Genomic DNA, 16,039 nt, shown 5'->3' with positions numbered 1-16,039 from the left:
AAACTTTGCTAATCATTCTGCCATTCATCAAGACTGGCCCGATTTCACTCCCAACCCGAATTTCTGAAATCAGGCAAATAGGCTTATTCTAGGGATTGACGAGCCGCGGCGAAGTCATTTAAAAACGCCAGGACGGTTTCTTGCTCGCTGCGAGAATACCGATTCAGCACTTCTTTATAGCGGCGATTCTGAGCCGCATGTAATTTGAGATGCAAATCGCCGATTTCGTGGCCGATAGTCGTATTGCGGAGCATCACAGCCTTTTGATTCTCAGGGGTATGGAACTTCTCAATCAAGCCATTGTTGGCCAAACGTTCAACATAACGGGAGAGCATCCCTTGCGACAGTGATGACTCCTCCTGCAGTAGTTTAAAGGCAAGTGTATCGTCATGCTCGGTTAATGTAGAAAGAATCGCCAGTTCAGAATGGGTGAAGTTGCGAGAATTCCGGATTGCGGCCCGAGTGCTGTCCGATTGCGCATGGTTCATGAGCCACTGTTTCTCGGGATCCGCGCCTTCATCGGTGTGGAGTTGATCAAAGACTTCTTTGAATTTTTTTAATTTCACCATTTTAATCACCTGTAATATATATTGACAAACATCAAGACCGGTTCTATACTCATTTTACATTACAGGTAATATAAATTCAAGATGTCGGGCGCTGAAAAGACACTCGTCCTCGGTCATCATAATTACCGGTAATATAAAATTCAAAAAGGAAGTCTTTTTATGCAAGCAATCGTTGTCCGTAACTTTAACTACACGCCTCAATTCGAGCATGAATATCCTGCCCCAAAACCAACAGAACAAGAAACGCTGATCCAAGTTCAAGCCGCCGCCTTATCACAACGGGCCAAGTCAGGTGCAGACGGTTCTCATTATTCTTCTAAAGGTGCTCTACCAATGGTGCCCGGAGTTGACGGCGTCGGCACCCTACCCGATGGGCAACAAGTCTATTTCGTGGCCAATGGTTCCTTTGCCGAGCAGGTCGCTGTGCGCAACGGCTTCTGGGTGCCAGTCCCAGCGCAATTAGACCCAGTGAAAATCGCTGGTATGATGAATCCTGCCATGTCTTCTTGGATGGCCTTGCAATACCGCGCGCATATCCAATCAGGTCAGAAAGTGATGATTCTCGGTGCCACCGGGACCGCCGGACAAATGGCCGTCCAAATTGCGAAACGCCTGGGTGCCAGTGAAGTAATCGCTGTCGGCCGCAACACCACTAAACTTGAAGCCTTGTCTGCATTGGGCGCAACCCAACTCATTAATCTGAGTGCAGATTCTGCTGCCGCCGATCTGGCTAACGCAGGTCAGGATGTCGATATTGTGCTCGATTACCTCTGGGGCGCCGTGACACCACTGGCCCTTAAAGCCATCGTACCGCATCGGCTGCATGACGACCAACCGCTGAAATGGGTTGAAATTGGTGGGTCAGCCGGCACTGAGGCCATGATTCCTGCTGCCGCCTTTCGCGCAGTTGCTTTAGAGATGGTCGGTTCTGGTCAGGGCTCAGTGGGCGTCACCAACATTCTCGAAACGCTCAAAGCCATTGTGGCTTCAGAAGCAACAGCTCCCTTCACGTTTGCGACTCAAACTGCAGCTTTGGCTGACGTCGACCATGTCTGGTCAACAGCGACAAAATCCCGGTTAGTCTTTGTCCCATAAAGAGCTTTAGATTTAACTTATTCAATGAATTCGCGTAAACTTAAACCAGACATTTTAAGGAAGCGAGGAATCATTAAGATGAAGAAAATTTGGATCGCCGTGGTGGCTGTCGTTATCGTGGCCGTCGTTGGTTTAGGTAGCTGGTGGGCCGTGGATCGAAACACCTATGCTGGGATGGTGGCTTCATCAAAAGATGTTAAGAAATGGACAGCTGATACAAAGCCATTGCAATCAAATGCAGCTGTGGAGAAGCAGTTGAATCGCTTGACTCAGGCCACTAAAGCCGACAAAGATCTGATGGCCACCCAAGCCACGATTGTGATTCCAGGCTTGCGTGGCGCCTGGTCCATCAACCACAAAACTGGCAAAGCCGAATTTGGGACAGACTGGGTTCCGCAAGGTGTGACGCAATCAGGCTTTGATTTCTATATTAGTATGTATGATGGTAAGCACAAATTAAATTCCATCATCACCCAAGTGAGTCAAGATACCGGCAAGTACGTGAAGACCTTGATTCTGAACTCGACCTCACATGTCGGGGCCATCACTTACGATACCACGCACAAGCGCCTCATCTGGTCTGATGACAACGGTAAGCCTGATGGCGCCGGCTTCGGTTATGCGAATCAGAACACCATCGATACGTATCAAGCTTCAGTGGCCCAGGCTCCCATTGAATCAAATCGTATCAAGTGGGCACTTGGTCACCGCACATCGGCGATGACCCTTTATAACAACCAATTAATTATTGTTAAATATGGCGCCAAAAAATCGCAACACTCTATTGTAGCGGTCTCACTGAACAAGCAAGGCCTGCCAAACCCAGTATCATCAAAGGAAATGAAAGCGGCCATTGCCAAAGCACCAACAGCCGACCTAGAAAAAGATCCGTTGAATACTGGTCTCAAGCAGTTAATCAAAGACAAGATTATTGATTCTTATACAGCTGGCTGGAATCGGATGCAAGGGGTTGCCATTGCTAAAAACGGCGTGACCCTCATCAGTCAGTCCAATGGCGAACATCCAGGAAAAATCTTCATTCGCGTCCCAGAAGGCGGCGGTTGGTCGAACTTGAAGTTCAAGAAACCAACTATCGGCGCGACCGAAGTTAACGTCCCTAACTCAGTCGAACAAGTCTCATTAACCACCGATGGCCAGCTGCTGAGTATGGCATTTGAAAGTGGTGCTCGCCAATACCGTGAATCTGGGAGTTTCTTGCACCGAAACCAATTCATGGATCGATTGCTGGTTCTCGGCGTCAAAGTTGAATAAACCCTATCAGAGTCTGCAAGCTTTGCAGGCTCTTTTTTTATTTGTTGCATGCTATAGTAAGGGCATCAACCAAAGGAGGGCTTCGCCATGGCCAAGTTCGAAACCTTAGCGGCATTTCTTGACAGCATCCCCGGCCCAACCAATCGCCAGAAATTGACTGATTTAATTGCCTGGATTCCGACCCAGTTTCCGCAACTTGAATTGCGAATTGCATGGAACCAACCGATGTTCACCGATCACGGTACCTTCATCATTGGGTTCAGCGCGGCCAAGAATCATATCGCCGTTGCGGTAGAAGATTTCACCCTAGAGCACTTTCGGGAGACGATTTCCGCGGCGGGGTATGCTAGCACGAAGCGTCTTTTTCAAATGCGGTGGGATCAAGAATGGTCACAATCTTTGCTCAAACAACTGATTGCATTTAACATTACCGATAAACAAGGGGTCGATGCCTTCTGGCGCAAAGCCTAATAAAAGCTGTGTTAGTGTTCGGTTGCTGAACGCGAGTTTTCACACTTCTTGTTAACCGGAATTCTCAGTTTTTTGGAACGCGATTAGTCTAGTTTGCTCGGAAATTCAAACAGGGGTTGTGACAAAACTACGTTTTGTCACAACCCCTTTGCTTATTGATCAACGACGGTAAAGCGCCGCTTAATATGCGTTGGATTTTCTAATTCATCAAGGATTGCCGTCGCCATATTGCCAGTCGTGATATGCGACTGACCATCACTGCCAACGAGCAAGGTGTCCTCTCCTTTAACATAACCCGTCTTGGGTCCGCTAGGAAAGGCTTCACTCGGTGAAACGCCAATCCAGTTGACGTTATCTACCGTTTTGAGAAATTGCCATTCTTGGTATTGGAACTTGGCACCGTCATACCAAGGTGCCGCTTCGGCTTGCGGTGGGAATTCTTCAAACATTGGCACGTTTTCGCCCGGCATGCTCAAGCTAGCACTGCCGAGAATGAAGACCGCGAGCGTCGGTTGATTCGCCAGAATTTGAATAATATGTTGGGCAAATTCCAAATGCAAATATCCCAACCCCGAACCCCACGGAACACTGAGCGCATCCACGACTGCATCAAACCCAGCCACATCAGCTGCAGTAACATCTTGCGGTGCTTTAACTAGTAAAGCAACGTTATCTCCCAGCACCTGTTTTGCCTTGTCCGCATCCCGGACAATCGCCGTAACTTCGTGTCCGCGGGCGACGGCTTCTTGCACAATGACATGGCCCGCGCGGCCACTACCACCAAACACTGCAATTTTCATCTGATTACCTCCCGACTTGTATTGACTCAATTATGCGCCAGAATCTACTTTTCGGCGACTATCTTGTCTGGCTCACTCTCTCGCAAACTAAACTTTATACCAGGAAAGAAGGTATTTCGATGGATGATCTGAATCAATTTTTGGCTCGATTTGCGCCTGGTGACGTCTCATCACAACAATTCCGGAATCATCCCAACCAGATACAGACTTTTTACACTGAAGGGGCCATCACCGGGGCCGCAACCTGGTGGATGAATGTCTTTCACCCGCAAGCCCTATACTTTGACGTAATCGTGCAGCCTGAAGTATCAACTGCCCTTTATGAGAACATGTTGGTAAGTGTGATTGAGCAAGCGCGCATCGCTGGCAAGCCTGTGCTTATTTTCCGGGAGCAATCTCCCGGGACCCCCTTTGGGCAATGGCTTGCTACCGCGGGCTTTGAGGTGGTTCGCCAAACCACCATGCCGCTTTTGACTTTAGGCAAAATTGCGCCCGTTTCCATTTCTGCTCTGAGCTTCAATCAACTGTCCGACCGCCAAAAGCAGCAGTTACTGGCGGCTAGCTACCAACACTATCAGCAAACCCATCTGATCAATCCCGTTCGTGATTTTGATACAAAGGTTTGGGCACAGGTGGCGTTTACAGATATGATTCCGGAAGCCCCGATAGTTCTTTTTGACGGTGTCCGAATTGTGGCTTATTGCCTGGTCTACGCTGCTGATGCCAGGGCTGTTGAATGGGGATGGATGGCGGGAGAATCGCTAGATAGCTTGTTAAGTTTGCAACACCAACAGCTTGCTTGGCTGCAAAGTCGCTATCAAACCGTCCACGGTGAGTTTGACAGTACTGACTCGATGGCAGCCGCAACTCGCAAGTTTTGGCCATTTGCGGCCAGTCCTGTTATCCGAACCTACTTGAAGCCACTTGTCGCCCCCTAACCGTCGCCGCCAAAGTGTGGTAGAGTATTGAATGTAAATATTGTGTACCTGCAGACAGTGATAGGAGATATCTATGATTACACTTAAATCCGCCCGCGAAATCGAGGGCATGCGCGAATCCGGTAAAGTCCTCGCCGGCGTGCATCTGGGCTTACGCGACTTAATCAAGCCCGGCATTTCATCTTTTGAAATTGAAACATTCGCTAACGATTACATCTTAGCCCACGGTGCTACCCCATCTGAAAAGGGTTTTGAAGGGTATAAATATGCCACCTGTGTCGACGTCAACGAAGAAGTGGCCCATGGAACGCCACGGCGCGACCTCATCTTGAAAGATGGCGACATCGTCAAGGTCGACTTGACCGTCAATAAGAATGGTTACGAAAGTGATTCTTGCTGGAGTTACGCCGTTGGAGAAGTCAGTCAAGAAACCAAAGACTTGATGGACGTCACCAAAAAAGCCCTCTACCTTGGGATTGCTCAAAGTGAAGTTGGCAAGCGTCTTGGCGATATTGGTTTTGCTATTGAAGACTTCACTGAAAATAAGCACCACTATGGTGACGTGCGCGAATTGATTGGCCACGGCATTCAGCCAACTATGCACGAACAACCCGATGTCTTGCACTACGGTGACAAAGGCGAAGGTTTGCGGCTCAAGGCCGGCATGACCATCACCATCGAACCCATGATTAACGAAGGCACGTGGAAGATCAAAGATCACCAATTGGCCGATAAAAATGATCCGTGGGTCTACTACGTTTCAGCTGATGGCAGTTGGTCATCTCAATATGAACACACCCTGGCCATCACCGAAGATGGGCCAGAAATCTTGACCTCACAAGATGCCAAGGAAGATGCCGAACTGCTCGCTTGGGCGCGCCAATATATTAAAGATAATAACTACTGAGACCCAGTTACAAATCTCCGTTGAGGCCCTACCGATTTCCTAATCTGGGAGTAAAAAAAGCAGTTTCCAAATGGAAACTGCTTTTTTGTTGTAGTTATCACGATACCCTCTAAAAAGAGTATGATTATATTTATATTTGTGAATCTTCAGTCGTGGGTCGTGAGCATATCTTCAGATAAGTGGATCACTCACCAATTGTCTATGACCCCCGTTTTCAAGATTCACACGGAAGTTTTGGAGGGTACCCATGAAAATCTTAGTTGTTGGAACAGGCCTCTTTGGCGCAGTTAGCGCACGGGAATTAGCGCTTCAAGGTCACAGAATCGATATGATTGATAAACGTGACCACATTGCGGGAAATATCTACACCAAAGAAATTAAAGGGATTCAGGTTCACCAGTATGGTGCGCATATCTTTCACACGGTGAATAAAGCCGTATGGGACTATTTGAACCAGTTTGCCGATTTTAATCGCTATACAAACGAAGTTATTGCCAATTATAAGGGTGAAATCTACAACCTGCCCTTCAACATGAATACTTTTAACCGAATGTGGGGTGTGGTCACCCCAGCAGAGGCCGAGGCAAAAATCGAAGAGCAACGCGCGGTTCTCAAAGGCAAGCAACCTAAGAATTTAGAGGAACAAGCCATTTCACTGGTAGGCACGGACATCTATGAGAAGCTAATCCGCGACTACACTGCAAAGCAATGGGGTCGAGACCCTAAAGAACTCCCAGCCTTCATCATTCGTCGATTGCCAGTTCGACTGGTCTACGACAACAATTACTTCAATGATCCTTATCAAGGAATTCCAATTGGCGGGTATACACAAATTGTCGAAAAGATGCTGGACTTGCCGAACATCTCGGTTCAACTCAATACTGACTTCTTCGACGACCGTGATCGCTACTTACAGGATTATGACAGAATCATCTTCACCGGAATGATTGACCAATTCTTCGATTACAAATTTGGTGAGTTAGAATACCGGAGTTTACGCTTTGAAACTGAGACCGTTGATACGGGTAATTATCAAGGCAATGCAGTGGTCAACTACACGGACGCTGAGACACCATTCACCCGCATTATTGAGCATAAGTTCTTTGAATTCGGTGCCGGCAATAAAGACAAAACCGTTATCACTCATGAATATCCGCAAAATTGGTCGCGAGGCGTTGAACCATACTACCCCATCAATAATTCTCAGAACAATCAACTTTTTAAGCAATATCGGAAATACGCTGAAGAAAACTATCCCAATGTGGCCTTCGGCGGTCGACTTGGACTTTATCGCTACTACAATATGGATCAAGTCATCGCTGCGGCCCTCCAATTTGTGCAAACCAGTAATCTGTTCAAATAAACAAACGGCAGTGCACATGCACTGCCGTTTTTGTTTGCTTATTTTCGCCGTTCATTCCACAGATAGACTGGCACGCCAATCGCTGTCAGCACAATTCCAATCACGGCCAGGAGCGGTTGCGTAATGGCCGTCACCACCAGGATGAACACTCCGCCAATCATCGCAATTGCTGGCACAATCGGATAACCCGGTACCCGGTACGGGCGATCCATGTCTGGTTCGCGGCGACGCAGGATGAAGACAGCGACGAATAAGGCGACTGAGAACCCCCACATCACAAACACCAACATATCCGTCAGCAAATCAAAGCTCCCCAGTAACATCATGATCAATGCAATCAGGAACTGAACGCTCCCGGCAAAGTATGGCACTGAAGTATGTGGTGACAAGCGTTTGAACAAGTGGCTGAATGGGAGCGCGTCTTCTTCTGCCATCGCAAACGGCACCCGCATCCCCGTCATCGTGTAGCCATTGATAGCGCCATACACTGAAATCAAAATCCCAACCGTGACTAGCTTGCCCCCGAGGTCACAGAAAATCTTCATCGACGCGTCCGCCGCCGCATTCAAATTGCCAGCCAAGTCAGCAATCGGTAGTGTGCGAACAAATACCAAGTTAATCAGGACATAGATAATCGTAATCGCCAGCAACCCGCCCCCAATCGCCAGCGGAAGGTCGCGCTTCGGGTTCTTCATTTCACCGGCAATCGCACCGACGCCGAGCCAACCGTCATAGGCAAACATCGTCGCCACGAGCCCAGCGGAGAAGGCTGACCAGAAACTCGTTTGCTGCGGCGAAATCAGCGCCGTCCAGGCAAACGTCACATGGGCTGGCGCAAAGAGGCCCACCACCATAATCAGTGCAATCGGTATCAGCTTGAAAATTAAGCCCAACGACTGCACCCGTGCACCGACCTTGGCCCCCAGGAAGTTCAGTCCCGTGATACTGGCCCCAGCGACAATTGCCACCGGGACGATGGCACTATTGGACCAATGCAACAAGGCGACCCATTGCGTCCCGAAAATAATCGACAACGCGGCAATGTTAGCCGGAAAGTACACAATCATCTGCGCCCAACCCAGCAAAAAGGCCGGTAGTTTACCATACGTGTACTCGATATATTTGACCGCGCCCCCCGTCTTAGGGATCGCCGCAGCCAGTTCCGTGACCGTTAGCCCAGCAGCCAGCGTCAGCAGACCACCGAGCAACCAAACCAGCAGTGTCAGGCTCGCAGACTGTGTCGCTTGTACGACCGTGGCAACCTTGAAGAATACCCCGCCGCCGATAACCGTGCCCATCACCGTTGCTAAAGCAGCGAATAAGCCAATTTCTTTTTTTAAATGTTGCTGTTCCATGATCATTCCTATGCTTTCTTGAAAATTATCCGAACTCGCACAATTGTACCAGAAACTTCACGGCCGCGTCCTGGTGTACCCAGATTTTCGGGCTAAATTATGCTATCATTATTTAGGTAAACTTGTATTATTAATGACTTTTTAGAAACTAATCTCAACGTCATGGAGGAAAACTCTTGAAAAAGTGGATTATTAAGATGAACTCTGGTTTCTCGTTTGACGCCACTGCCAAAGCTAAAAACGACGTCGCACAAATCGGAGTCGACCATGGATATGAAGCGATTAATGTTTTTCGATATATTGATTCTGGTGAAACCGATGAAGCACAAATTGCTCGCATTGATGGGATTACTGCCGGGGTCAATCCTGGTGATATTGTTGTCATCCAGTATCCAATGCTAATCAGTTATCGATTTGAGACTTTCTTCATCGACCAGATGAACAAACGCGGCATTATACCGATCATCTTCGTTCACGACGTGGACTCTTGGCGCTTTAATTGGGTAAAAGACGGCTTTGACGAAATGGGCTACTTTAATAAAGCAGCAGTTCTCATCGTCCACGGTAAACCAATGGCTGATCGTATGCGCGCAGAAGGCGTCACTGCGCCAATGGTTGATCATCTTTTGCTTGATTATTTAGATGATGAGCACCAATGGGACAAGTATGAAATTCCCGCGGAAGACTTTGATCGCCAGCTAGTCATGGCAGGTAACCTGCTGAAGTCCCAATTCTTGGTCGATTGGGATTTAGAAACACCAATTTCGACTTTTGGTGTGACTGACGATGATCTTGCAGATAAACTGCGTGCTAACCCACAAGTAACCTACGGCGGCGGGCTTTTCCAATGGGATCTCGTTGAGACGATGCCAAGAGCGTTTGGGCTTGCTTGGGATCACAATCTCGAGGGCCGCCCTTATGCCGACTACACTCACTATAATCACCCTCACAAGGTTTCACTTTATCTTTCCCACGGTATGCCGGTGATTATTTCAAAACAAAGCGCCATCGCCCCGCTCATCGAAGCTAACCATCTTGGTTTCACTATCGATGACATTCATGAAGTAGATCAAATCATTAATGATACGCCCGACGAGGTCATCGAGGATATTCTTGAGCATACAGCCCGTGTTGGCCGGATGATGCGCGATGGTTGGTTTACGGCAAACGCCTTTCTGCAGGCCGAACGAAAGGTACTAGTGCCAGATTTCGATTACCAGATTGATGAACTTCGATAATTTTTTGGGGGTAACGTATGAAAAAATGGATTTGTACATTTAGCGGGGCAGGTGTCGGTTTTGACGCTTCTGCAAAATCACGCCTGGACATTTCAGCCATCGGAGCAGCCAATGGCTATGAATTGCTTCATATTTTTGATTATAACGATAATGGCGAACCTGATACCGCAAAAATCGCCCGGATTGACGGCATCACTGCTGCGGTGGGTGCTGGCGATATCGTTGTCATCCAGCATCCTGCATGGATAGGGGCAAAGTTCGACACATTCTTTATCGATCAGATGAATAAGCGCGGGGCTTTGCCAATCTTGTGGATTCACGACATTGACTCTTGGCGCTTTGATCATATGAAGACCGCAGAGAAGAATTCAACAGAATACTTTAATAAGGCAGCTGCAATCATTGTGCATGGTCAAGCGATGGCGGACCGTCTGCATGACGAAGGTGTCAATGTTCCGTTAATCTTGCAACCATTTAATGACTACCTTGATGACGATCATTCATGGGATAAGTATGAATCTAACATTAATTCTTTTCACCGCTCAGTAGTCATGGCCGGGAATCTTCTTAAGTCTCAAGCATTATTGCTTAATTGGGACTTAGAGACACCTGTTATCGCCTTTGGCGCCACCACACCACAATTTCGGGAGCAACTTAACCAGATGTCAAAGGTTACTTTTGCTGGGGGGTTTGGTCAATGGGAATTAGCCAATCGGCTTCCACACGCATTCGGTCTGGCGTGGGACAGTAATATGGCTGGCAGCTACTATGAAGATTACACCCATTATAACCATCCACACAAAGTATCACTATACCTCTCTCATGGTTTGCCCGTCATCGTCAGCAAAGCGAGTGGCGTAGCTCCTGTCATTGAGGCAAACCACCTTGGATTTGCAATTGATGATATCCACGAGATTGACCAGGTCATTCGTGAAACTCCTGACGATGTTATCGCTGATATCCTCGACAGCACTGCACGAGTCGGCAGACTGCTACGCGATGGTTGGTTCACAACCAATGCGCTTCTACAGGCTGAGAAGTGTGTGTTGGACCCGAAGTTTGTTTACAATACTGAATACCTCAATCAAGACAATAGCGTGGAGGTGTGACCATGCAAAAGTGGATTACTTCAATTTATGCCGGGGCTGGTTTCGATGCATCAGCAAAAGCAAAAGATGATATTGCAAAAATTGGCGTCGCTGCAGGCTATAAGCCTATCCACGTATTCTTTTACAACGACAATGGCGAATCAGACGCCGCCAAAATTTCACGAATTGATGGATTGACGGCTGGTTTAAATTCTGGTGACATGGTCGTTATTCAGTATCCATCTTGGATTAGCCATAAATTTGACACTTTTTTCATCGACCAAATGAATAAAAGAGGTATGAAGCCAGTTGTCTTTGCTCACGACGTCGACTCTTGGCGCTTTGAGTCAGTTAAAAATGACTTCGACGAAATTGAATACTTTAACAAAGCCGCCGTGCTGGTCGTACATGGCCCAGCCATGGCCAATCGCCTCCGTGAAGAGGGCGTCACCGTGCCGATGGTTGATTACCGCCTACTTGACTATCTCGATGATGACCACAGCTGGGACAAGTATGAAATTTCGATTGATACTTTCCAGCGTGAAATTGTCCTAGCAGGTAATCTTTTTAAATCCAATTATCTCATCGATTGGCCATATGACACACCAGCAACAGCTCTGGGGGTGACCAACGACGAGTTAGCCAACAGACTAAACGCTAATCCGAAAGTGACATACGGCGGCGCTTATCACCAGTGGGACTTGATTAATCACCTCCCACGGGCCTTTGGTCTTGCATGGGACATTAACCTCGAAGGAAAGTCCTACGCCGACTACACCAATTATAATCATCCCCACAAAGTCTCGCTTTACATATCCCACGGCATGCCGGTCATTGTTCCAAAATCTAGTGCCGTGGCTCCTTTTATTGAAGCTAATAAATTAGGCTTTGCACTCAACAGTCTCGATGAGATTGATGACATCGTCTTACGAACCCCTGATGATGTTCTCGCAGACACATTAACCCACACAGCGCAGATGGGGCGCTTGTTACGCGACGGTTGGTTCACCGCCAATGCGCTCCAACAGGCTGAGCGGAGAATTTTGGACAACGATTTTAACCCAGCGGGCCTGACAGTTTAATAACCTATGCAAAGCAAAAAACCATCCTGAGCTACTTTAAGCCAGCTCAGGATGGTTTTTTGTCTGTTTTCAACAGACCGGAGTCATTCAAATTTCACTTGGCATGAGGCGCTGATTAGCGATGGTCCTGCTTCCGTGACCATTCAATGGCTTTCTGCTTCATTGCCATCAAGGTCGCCCAGAAATCGTCTTCGAATCGATCATCAGTGCGCAAGTGTTCCCAGGGCATGTCATTGGAAACATATTGAATAAAATGCCGAACCACAAGTTGCTCGCGTTCATCTATGATTTCTTGGCTGAATTCTTCACTCAACGGTTTTGCATAGCTTTCAAGCCAATGTTCGCTCTTTTGATCATTGAAGCGTAACGGCAGCAATTCAATGTACCCTTCCCCAATCGCGTTAAGGATTCCTTGATCTGCGAATTGAAAATCAGGATTGTCAATCGTGAATTGCAAAATTGACTCAGCAGGAATCAATTGATTGAAAGTATGCACATTTATCACTAAAACTCCAGCATTGATATAATTTAACGACCGTTCTTCTTGATAAGTATGGGAACTTGGCACTAATGCCTGGAGGTGAATATAGTAATCTGGAACCGCACCGAAGGCCTTATCATCAGGCACCAGATTGAACATCTGATCAATCGAGCGATAGACTAACGTATCGTTATCCAGATAGATAAGCTGGTCATAATCGACTAACGAATCAGCTAAAAACAACCGCCACAACACCATCTTTGGATAGCGATCATTGTCATAATCAATTTCATCGACTTTAGCTGGTGGATCCAACAAATTAACGATAATCTGAGGTTTGCCCATCATTTCAGGCAAATCCTGCAGAATTTTGAGATCATCTGGGTAGATATCCGCATGAACGACCAAAACCTCCAAAGAATCCGTCGAGTCATAGGAATCAATCAATGAATATAAAGATGTTGCCGTCAGCGTCACATGCTTCCCACTGACCAAATACACCACTGCACGTTTGTTCATGACTTGCCCCTCTTTAAACATTTTCACTTTTTAGTATAGCAAAAATCATCCTGCTAAGCATGCCGCATCACGAGATATCAGGGTATGGTCTATTTTTGATTTTGTGTAAGCGCTATAATTCATTCACCAAATACGGAGGAGTGATTTAGATGAATTTGCCCCACTTCGGTACTGAAATTTTGCGACTCTCGGAATTACTGGTTGGCCATGATATCCCACTTCGTCGCCGAGGAAAAATTGGCGGCGGCACACTTGCTATTTTCCCAATTGAAGACGGTCAGTTTCACACGCTGGTCGTTGATGGTCTCGAGGGCATTTACCTGACCGGCTTTCATACCCGCACCTTGATGCAGCAACTCATGCGAACATACTATCACCTCACTATTCAAACTCGCGTTGAGCGGCAATACTTGGAGACACAATTGGGACTTGGGCATCAACGGCCTGTAATCGTGCTGAATAATGAATACTATATCCCACTTTCAAGTGCCAAAAACCGCGATACAACTTGGATCTCTGGTCATTGGTTGCGCCAGATTGATTTCACCGGTCCAAAACAAATCCTTGCGACTTTCAATATTAACCAACAAACAATCACCGTTGAGGCGCATACGTCAATGGGCCGCAAACAAATGAGCGAGTTCGTTTGGTTTGCCACCACGCTACACAACGTTCACTTTGCCGCCATAAAGCCTGGACTTTTACGTTATCTGACGACACAACAGGCCACACCCGAGAACAACAAAGCCAAGCCGGTCCCCGCAGTCATCTACAAAGGGGTTGAACTTGCTGTGAACGATATCGACGCCACTGAACATGGGCGAAATCTCTTTGGCTTGGCAGATTTACTCAATGATGAATTAACAGTTAGTTTAATTTAGTCGCAAAATTTGGCTTAACCCTTCTAATCCCCTGGAGACACGAGTGCGGGGGAACCGATTTGATTTAGTAGCCCGTTAACTCCCGCGATTATTGCTGATTGCTGCGACCTAACATCTAGTGGAAAATCCCGTTATAGTCACGATATCATCACCGGAATGATAATCTCGTGACCCATGGGACGCAACTTGGATGTGGAAACAATGCAAAACCGATATCAAGCGGGTTTTGATCTCTTTCTGGCCAACAAGGCCGTTGTTTATGGTGCACTCGCACGTATGGCTGTACCACGGTTTGCGTCTAACTATGACGATCTTTTCCATGATGGCATGCTTATTTTTGTGAAATACCGCGACCCAACCAACACGCCAGAAGCCATCAAAAAATTCAATCGCTTGGCTGGGTATTTCGTCTACAAGACGCTGATTAGCCGCGCCAAAGACCAATCGCGCCGTCGACAGACAGCATTTACTGTCGACACTGACACTTTAACTATTATGGCTGAAGACACTGCTTATTTGGCCAGCGATCGCCTACAAACCAATAACCTTCTGACCTTAGTCTATGCCGATCTGACGTCAACAGAGCGACAAGTTCTCTTACTACGTTATTTTGATCAATTCAACAATACGGAGATTGCATCACGACTTGCCATCTCTCATCAGCGGGTCGGGCGCATTCGCAACCAAATCCTGACCAAATACCAGCGACTTTTAATTGAGCAACGCAATTAAAAGCCACACAAAAACCCCTGAGGGCATCAGCCCTCAGGGGTTTTTGTTTGTGTTCACTATCGGATTCTAACGAAGTCCAGTAGTGAACTTACCTTGGATCCATTGATTATCGCCGACTTGGTACCAGACGTTGTTATTCACAACTTCTGTCGCCCAAACGCTATAAGTCTGCCCATCTAGTAAGGTTTCACCGGAAACCTTAGAAGTTGGTGATTGCCAGGTCTTAATTCCATAGCCTGGTACATACTTAATTGTCGTCTGGCTCTTAGGAACTACGGTCGTGCTGTGTGACGAACGTAAGATAACGTAAGTGCCGTCAATCCATTGCTTGCCACCAATGTTGTAGAAGGTGTGACCATTCTTACCAACTGTCTTGCCAAAGACTTGCCATGACGAGCCAGCCTCAAGTTTCTTGCCTGTTGCTGCCGATTCGTTCGCATCGGTCCAGACGGCAATGCCGTAGCCTTTTGCGTACTTAATCGTCGCAACATCACGGAAACCTTGTTCACCACGGAGATTGATGAATTCTGCCTTGACCCATTGGTTCGTCCCAACACGGTACCAAAGTGTCCCATCGTTTGTGTAGACGGAAGCGCTAATGTGCCATGCGGTACCAGCCTTGAGTACTTGGCCATTGAGTTGACCCTTTACACCTGGAAGGCTGTAAACGGGTGCGGACGTACCAGGTTTAACCACGCCGACTTTGCTCAATTCCTTGTAGGTGAATGGCTTTGCATCAAGAATGACACCAGTTGACTTAATCCATTGGTTGCCACCTAAGTTGTACCATACCAAGCCATTAGCATCAGTATATTGCTGGAATGCCTTCCAGTCAGTACCTTCTGCTAACTCACGGTTAGTAATCTTACCATTTGGCTTATCGTAGATGACCGTTTCGACGTGCCGTTGAACAATTGTTGCAATTGCATTGTTCAAGGTCAAGTAACCATCTTCGCCGTTACCATTTGGTAATGTTGATCCGCCGTTGCCGTTGTTCCCGCCATTACCAGTGTTACCACCGTTGCCGTTATTGCCACCACCATTATTTGATAATGCAGATAAGGTTTCGGACATTGCGGTTGAAAGCGCGGTACTTGCGGTTTCAGAGTTTTGACTTGCCGTTGACAAGGCTTCTGACATTGCAGTTGATTCTGTCTGACTAGCGAACTTAGATGTGGTGCTGTTAGCAGACATTGTTTCTGACAACGCAGTTGAATTCTCGCTTGCTGTTGATGCAGCACTTGCTGA

At 47.3% G+C, this 16,039-nt stretch carries 16 protein-coding genes; 11 read left to right on the top strand and 5 right to left on the bottom strand.

The window, feature by feature from the left end; genetic code table 11:
• Positions 1-83: 83 nt before the first annotated feature.
• The gene (locus tag FC34_RS09205; protein ID WP_057895142.1) at positions 84-569 is read right to left on the bottom strand and encodes a MarR family winged helix-turn-helix transcriptional regulator; all 486 of its coding nucleotides are present in this window, start codon (positions 567-569) and stop codon (positions 84-86) included.
• Positions 570-728: 159 nt separating this feature from the next.
• Here FC34_RS09205 and FC34_RS09200 point away from each other — a divergent pair, with 159 nt between their 5' ends.
• The 3 genes from FC34_RS09200 to FC34_RS09190 all read left to right on the top strand — a co-directional run bounded on the left by FC34_RS09200 (position 729) and on the right by FC34_RS09190 (position 3,407).
• Positions 729-1,664: a quinone oxidoreductase family protein gene (locus FC34_RS09200; protein ID WP_057895141.1), complete on the top strand. Its 936-nt coding sequence runs from the start codon at positions 729-731 to the stop codon at positions 1,662-1,664.
• Between the two features lie 72 nt (positions 1,665-1,736).
• Positions 1,737-2,936, top strand: a complete 1,200-nt coding sequence (locus FC34_RS09195) for a hypothetical protein (RefSeq protein WP_157052287.1) — start codon at positions 1,737-1,739, stop codon at positions 2,934-2,936.
• A gap of 87 nt (positions 2,937-3,023) precedes the next feature.
• Positions 3,024-3,407, top strand: coding sequence for an iron chaperone (locus FC34_RS09190; protein ID WP_057895139.1), 384 nt, complete (start codon positions 3,024-3,026; stop codon positions 3,405-3,407).
• Positions 3,408-3,559: 152 nt separating this feature from the next.
• Here the strand turns inward: FC34_RS09190 and FC34_RS09185 are convergent, their stop codons facing one another.
• The gene (locus FC34_RS09185) at positions 3,560-4,207 is read right to left on the bottom strand and encodes an SDR family oxidoreductase (protein WP_057895138.1); all 648 of its coding nucleotides are present in this window, start codon (positions 4,205-4,207) and stop codon (positions 3,560-3,562) included.
• A 119-nt stretch (positions 4,208-4,326) separates the two neighbouring features.
• On the opposite strand from FC34_RS09185, the gene FC34_RS09180 reads away from it, so the two are divergent.
• From FC34_RS09180 to glf, 3 genes are all read left to right on the top strand, one after another.
• Complete coding sequence (locus FC34_RS09180) at positions 4,327-5,145, top strand: hypothetical protein (protein ID WP_057895137.1); 819 nt, start codon at positions 4,327-4,329, stop codon at positions 5,143-5,145.
• A 73-nt stretch (positions 5,146-5,218) separates the two neighbouring features.
• Positions 5,219-6,052 carry a type I methionyl aminopeptidase gene (gene map, locus FC34_RS09175; protein WP_057895136.1) on the top strand — a complete coding sequence of 278 codons (834 nt, stop codon included), beginning with the start codon at positions 5,219-5,221 and terminating at the stop codon, positions 6,050-6,052.
• Positions 6,053-6,299: 247 nt separating this feature from the next.
• Positions 6,300-7,415 (top strand): UDP-galactopyranose mutase, encoded by a 1,116-nt coding sequence (gene glf / locus FC34_RS09170; RefSeq protein WP_057895135.1) that lies wholly within the window; start codon positions 6,300-6,302, stop codon positions 7,413-7,415.
• Positions 7,416-7,453: 38 nt separating this feature from the next.
• Here the strand turns inward: glf and FC34_RS09165 are convergent, their stop codons facing one another.
• The gene (locus FC34_RS09165) at positions 7,454-8,770 is read right to left on the bottom strand and encodes an APC family permease (RefSeq protein ID WP_057895176.1); all 1,317 of its coding nucleotides are present in this window, start codon (positions 8,768-8,770) and stop codon (positions 7,454-7,456) included.
• A 176-nt stretch (positions 8,771-8,946) separates the two neighbouring features.
• Between FC34_RS09165 and FC34_RS09160 the strand changes: the two genes are divergently transcribed.
• Genes FC34_RS09160 through FC34_RS09150 form a run of 3 tightly spaced genes read left to right on the top strand, consistent with a single transcriptional unit; the run spans position 8,947 to position 12,178 of the window.
• On the top strand, positions 8,947-10,008 hold the full coding sequence (locus FC34_RS09160; RefSeq protein WP_057895134.1) for a glycosyltransferase: 1,062 nt from the start codon (positions 8,947-8,949) through the stop codon (positions 10,006-10,008).
• A gap of 17 nt (positions 10,009-10,025) precedes the next feature.
• A complete protein-coding gene (locus tag FC34_RS09155) occupies positions 10,026-11,117 on the top strand; it encodes a glycosyltransferase (RefSeq protein WP_057895133.1) in 1,092 nt (363 codons plus the stop codon).
• 2 nt (positions 11,118-11,119) lie between these two features.
• Positions 11,120-12,178 (top strand): glycosyltransferase, encoded by a 1,059-nt coding sequence (locus FC34_RS09150; RefSeq protein ID WP_057895132.1) that lies wholly within the window; start codon positions 11,120-11,122, stop codon positions 12,176-12,178.
• 115 nt (positions 12,179-12,293) lie between these two features.
• Here the strand turns inward: FC34_RS09150 and FC34_RS09145 are convergent, their stop codons facing one another.
• Positions 12,294-13,178 (bottom strand): glycosyltransferase, encoded by an 885-nt coding sequence (locus tag FC34_RS09145; protein ID WP_057895131.1) that lies wholly within the window; start codon positions 13,176-13,178, stop codon positions 12,294-12,296.
• Between the two features lie 149 nt (positions 13,179-13,327).
• Between FC34_RS09145 and FC34_RS09140 the strand changes: the two genes are divergently transcribed.
• Entirely contained in the window at positions 13,328-14,059 is a 732-nt protein-coding gene (locus tag FC34_RS09140; protein ID WP_057895130.1) for a competence protein ComK, read from the top strand.
• A 201-nt stretch (positions 14,060-14,260) separates the two neighbouring features.
• A complete protein-coding gene (locus FC34_RS09135) occupies positions 14,261-14,791 on the top strand; it encodes a sigma-70 family RNA polymerase sigma factor (RefSeq protein ID WP_057895129.1) in 531 nt (176 codons plus the stop codon).
• 66 nt (positions 14,792-14,857) lie between these two features.
• Here FC34_RS09135 and FC34_RS09130 read toward each other — a convergent pair.
• Positions 14,858-16,039: SLAP domain-containing protein (locus FC34_RS09130; protein ID WP_191978492.1), on the bottom strand; the 1,182-nt coding region annotated here is incomplete at its 5' end.

Source organism: Lacticaseibacillus brantae DSM 23927, from assembly GCF_001436115.1.
GTDB classification, from domain to species: Bacteria; Bacillota; Bacilli; order Lactobacillales; family Lactobacillaceae; genus Lacticaseibacillus; species Lacticaseibacillus brantae.
Note: the sequence above shows the minus strand (reverse complement) of the source record. Positions and strands in the feature narration are given on the sequence as shown.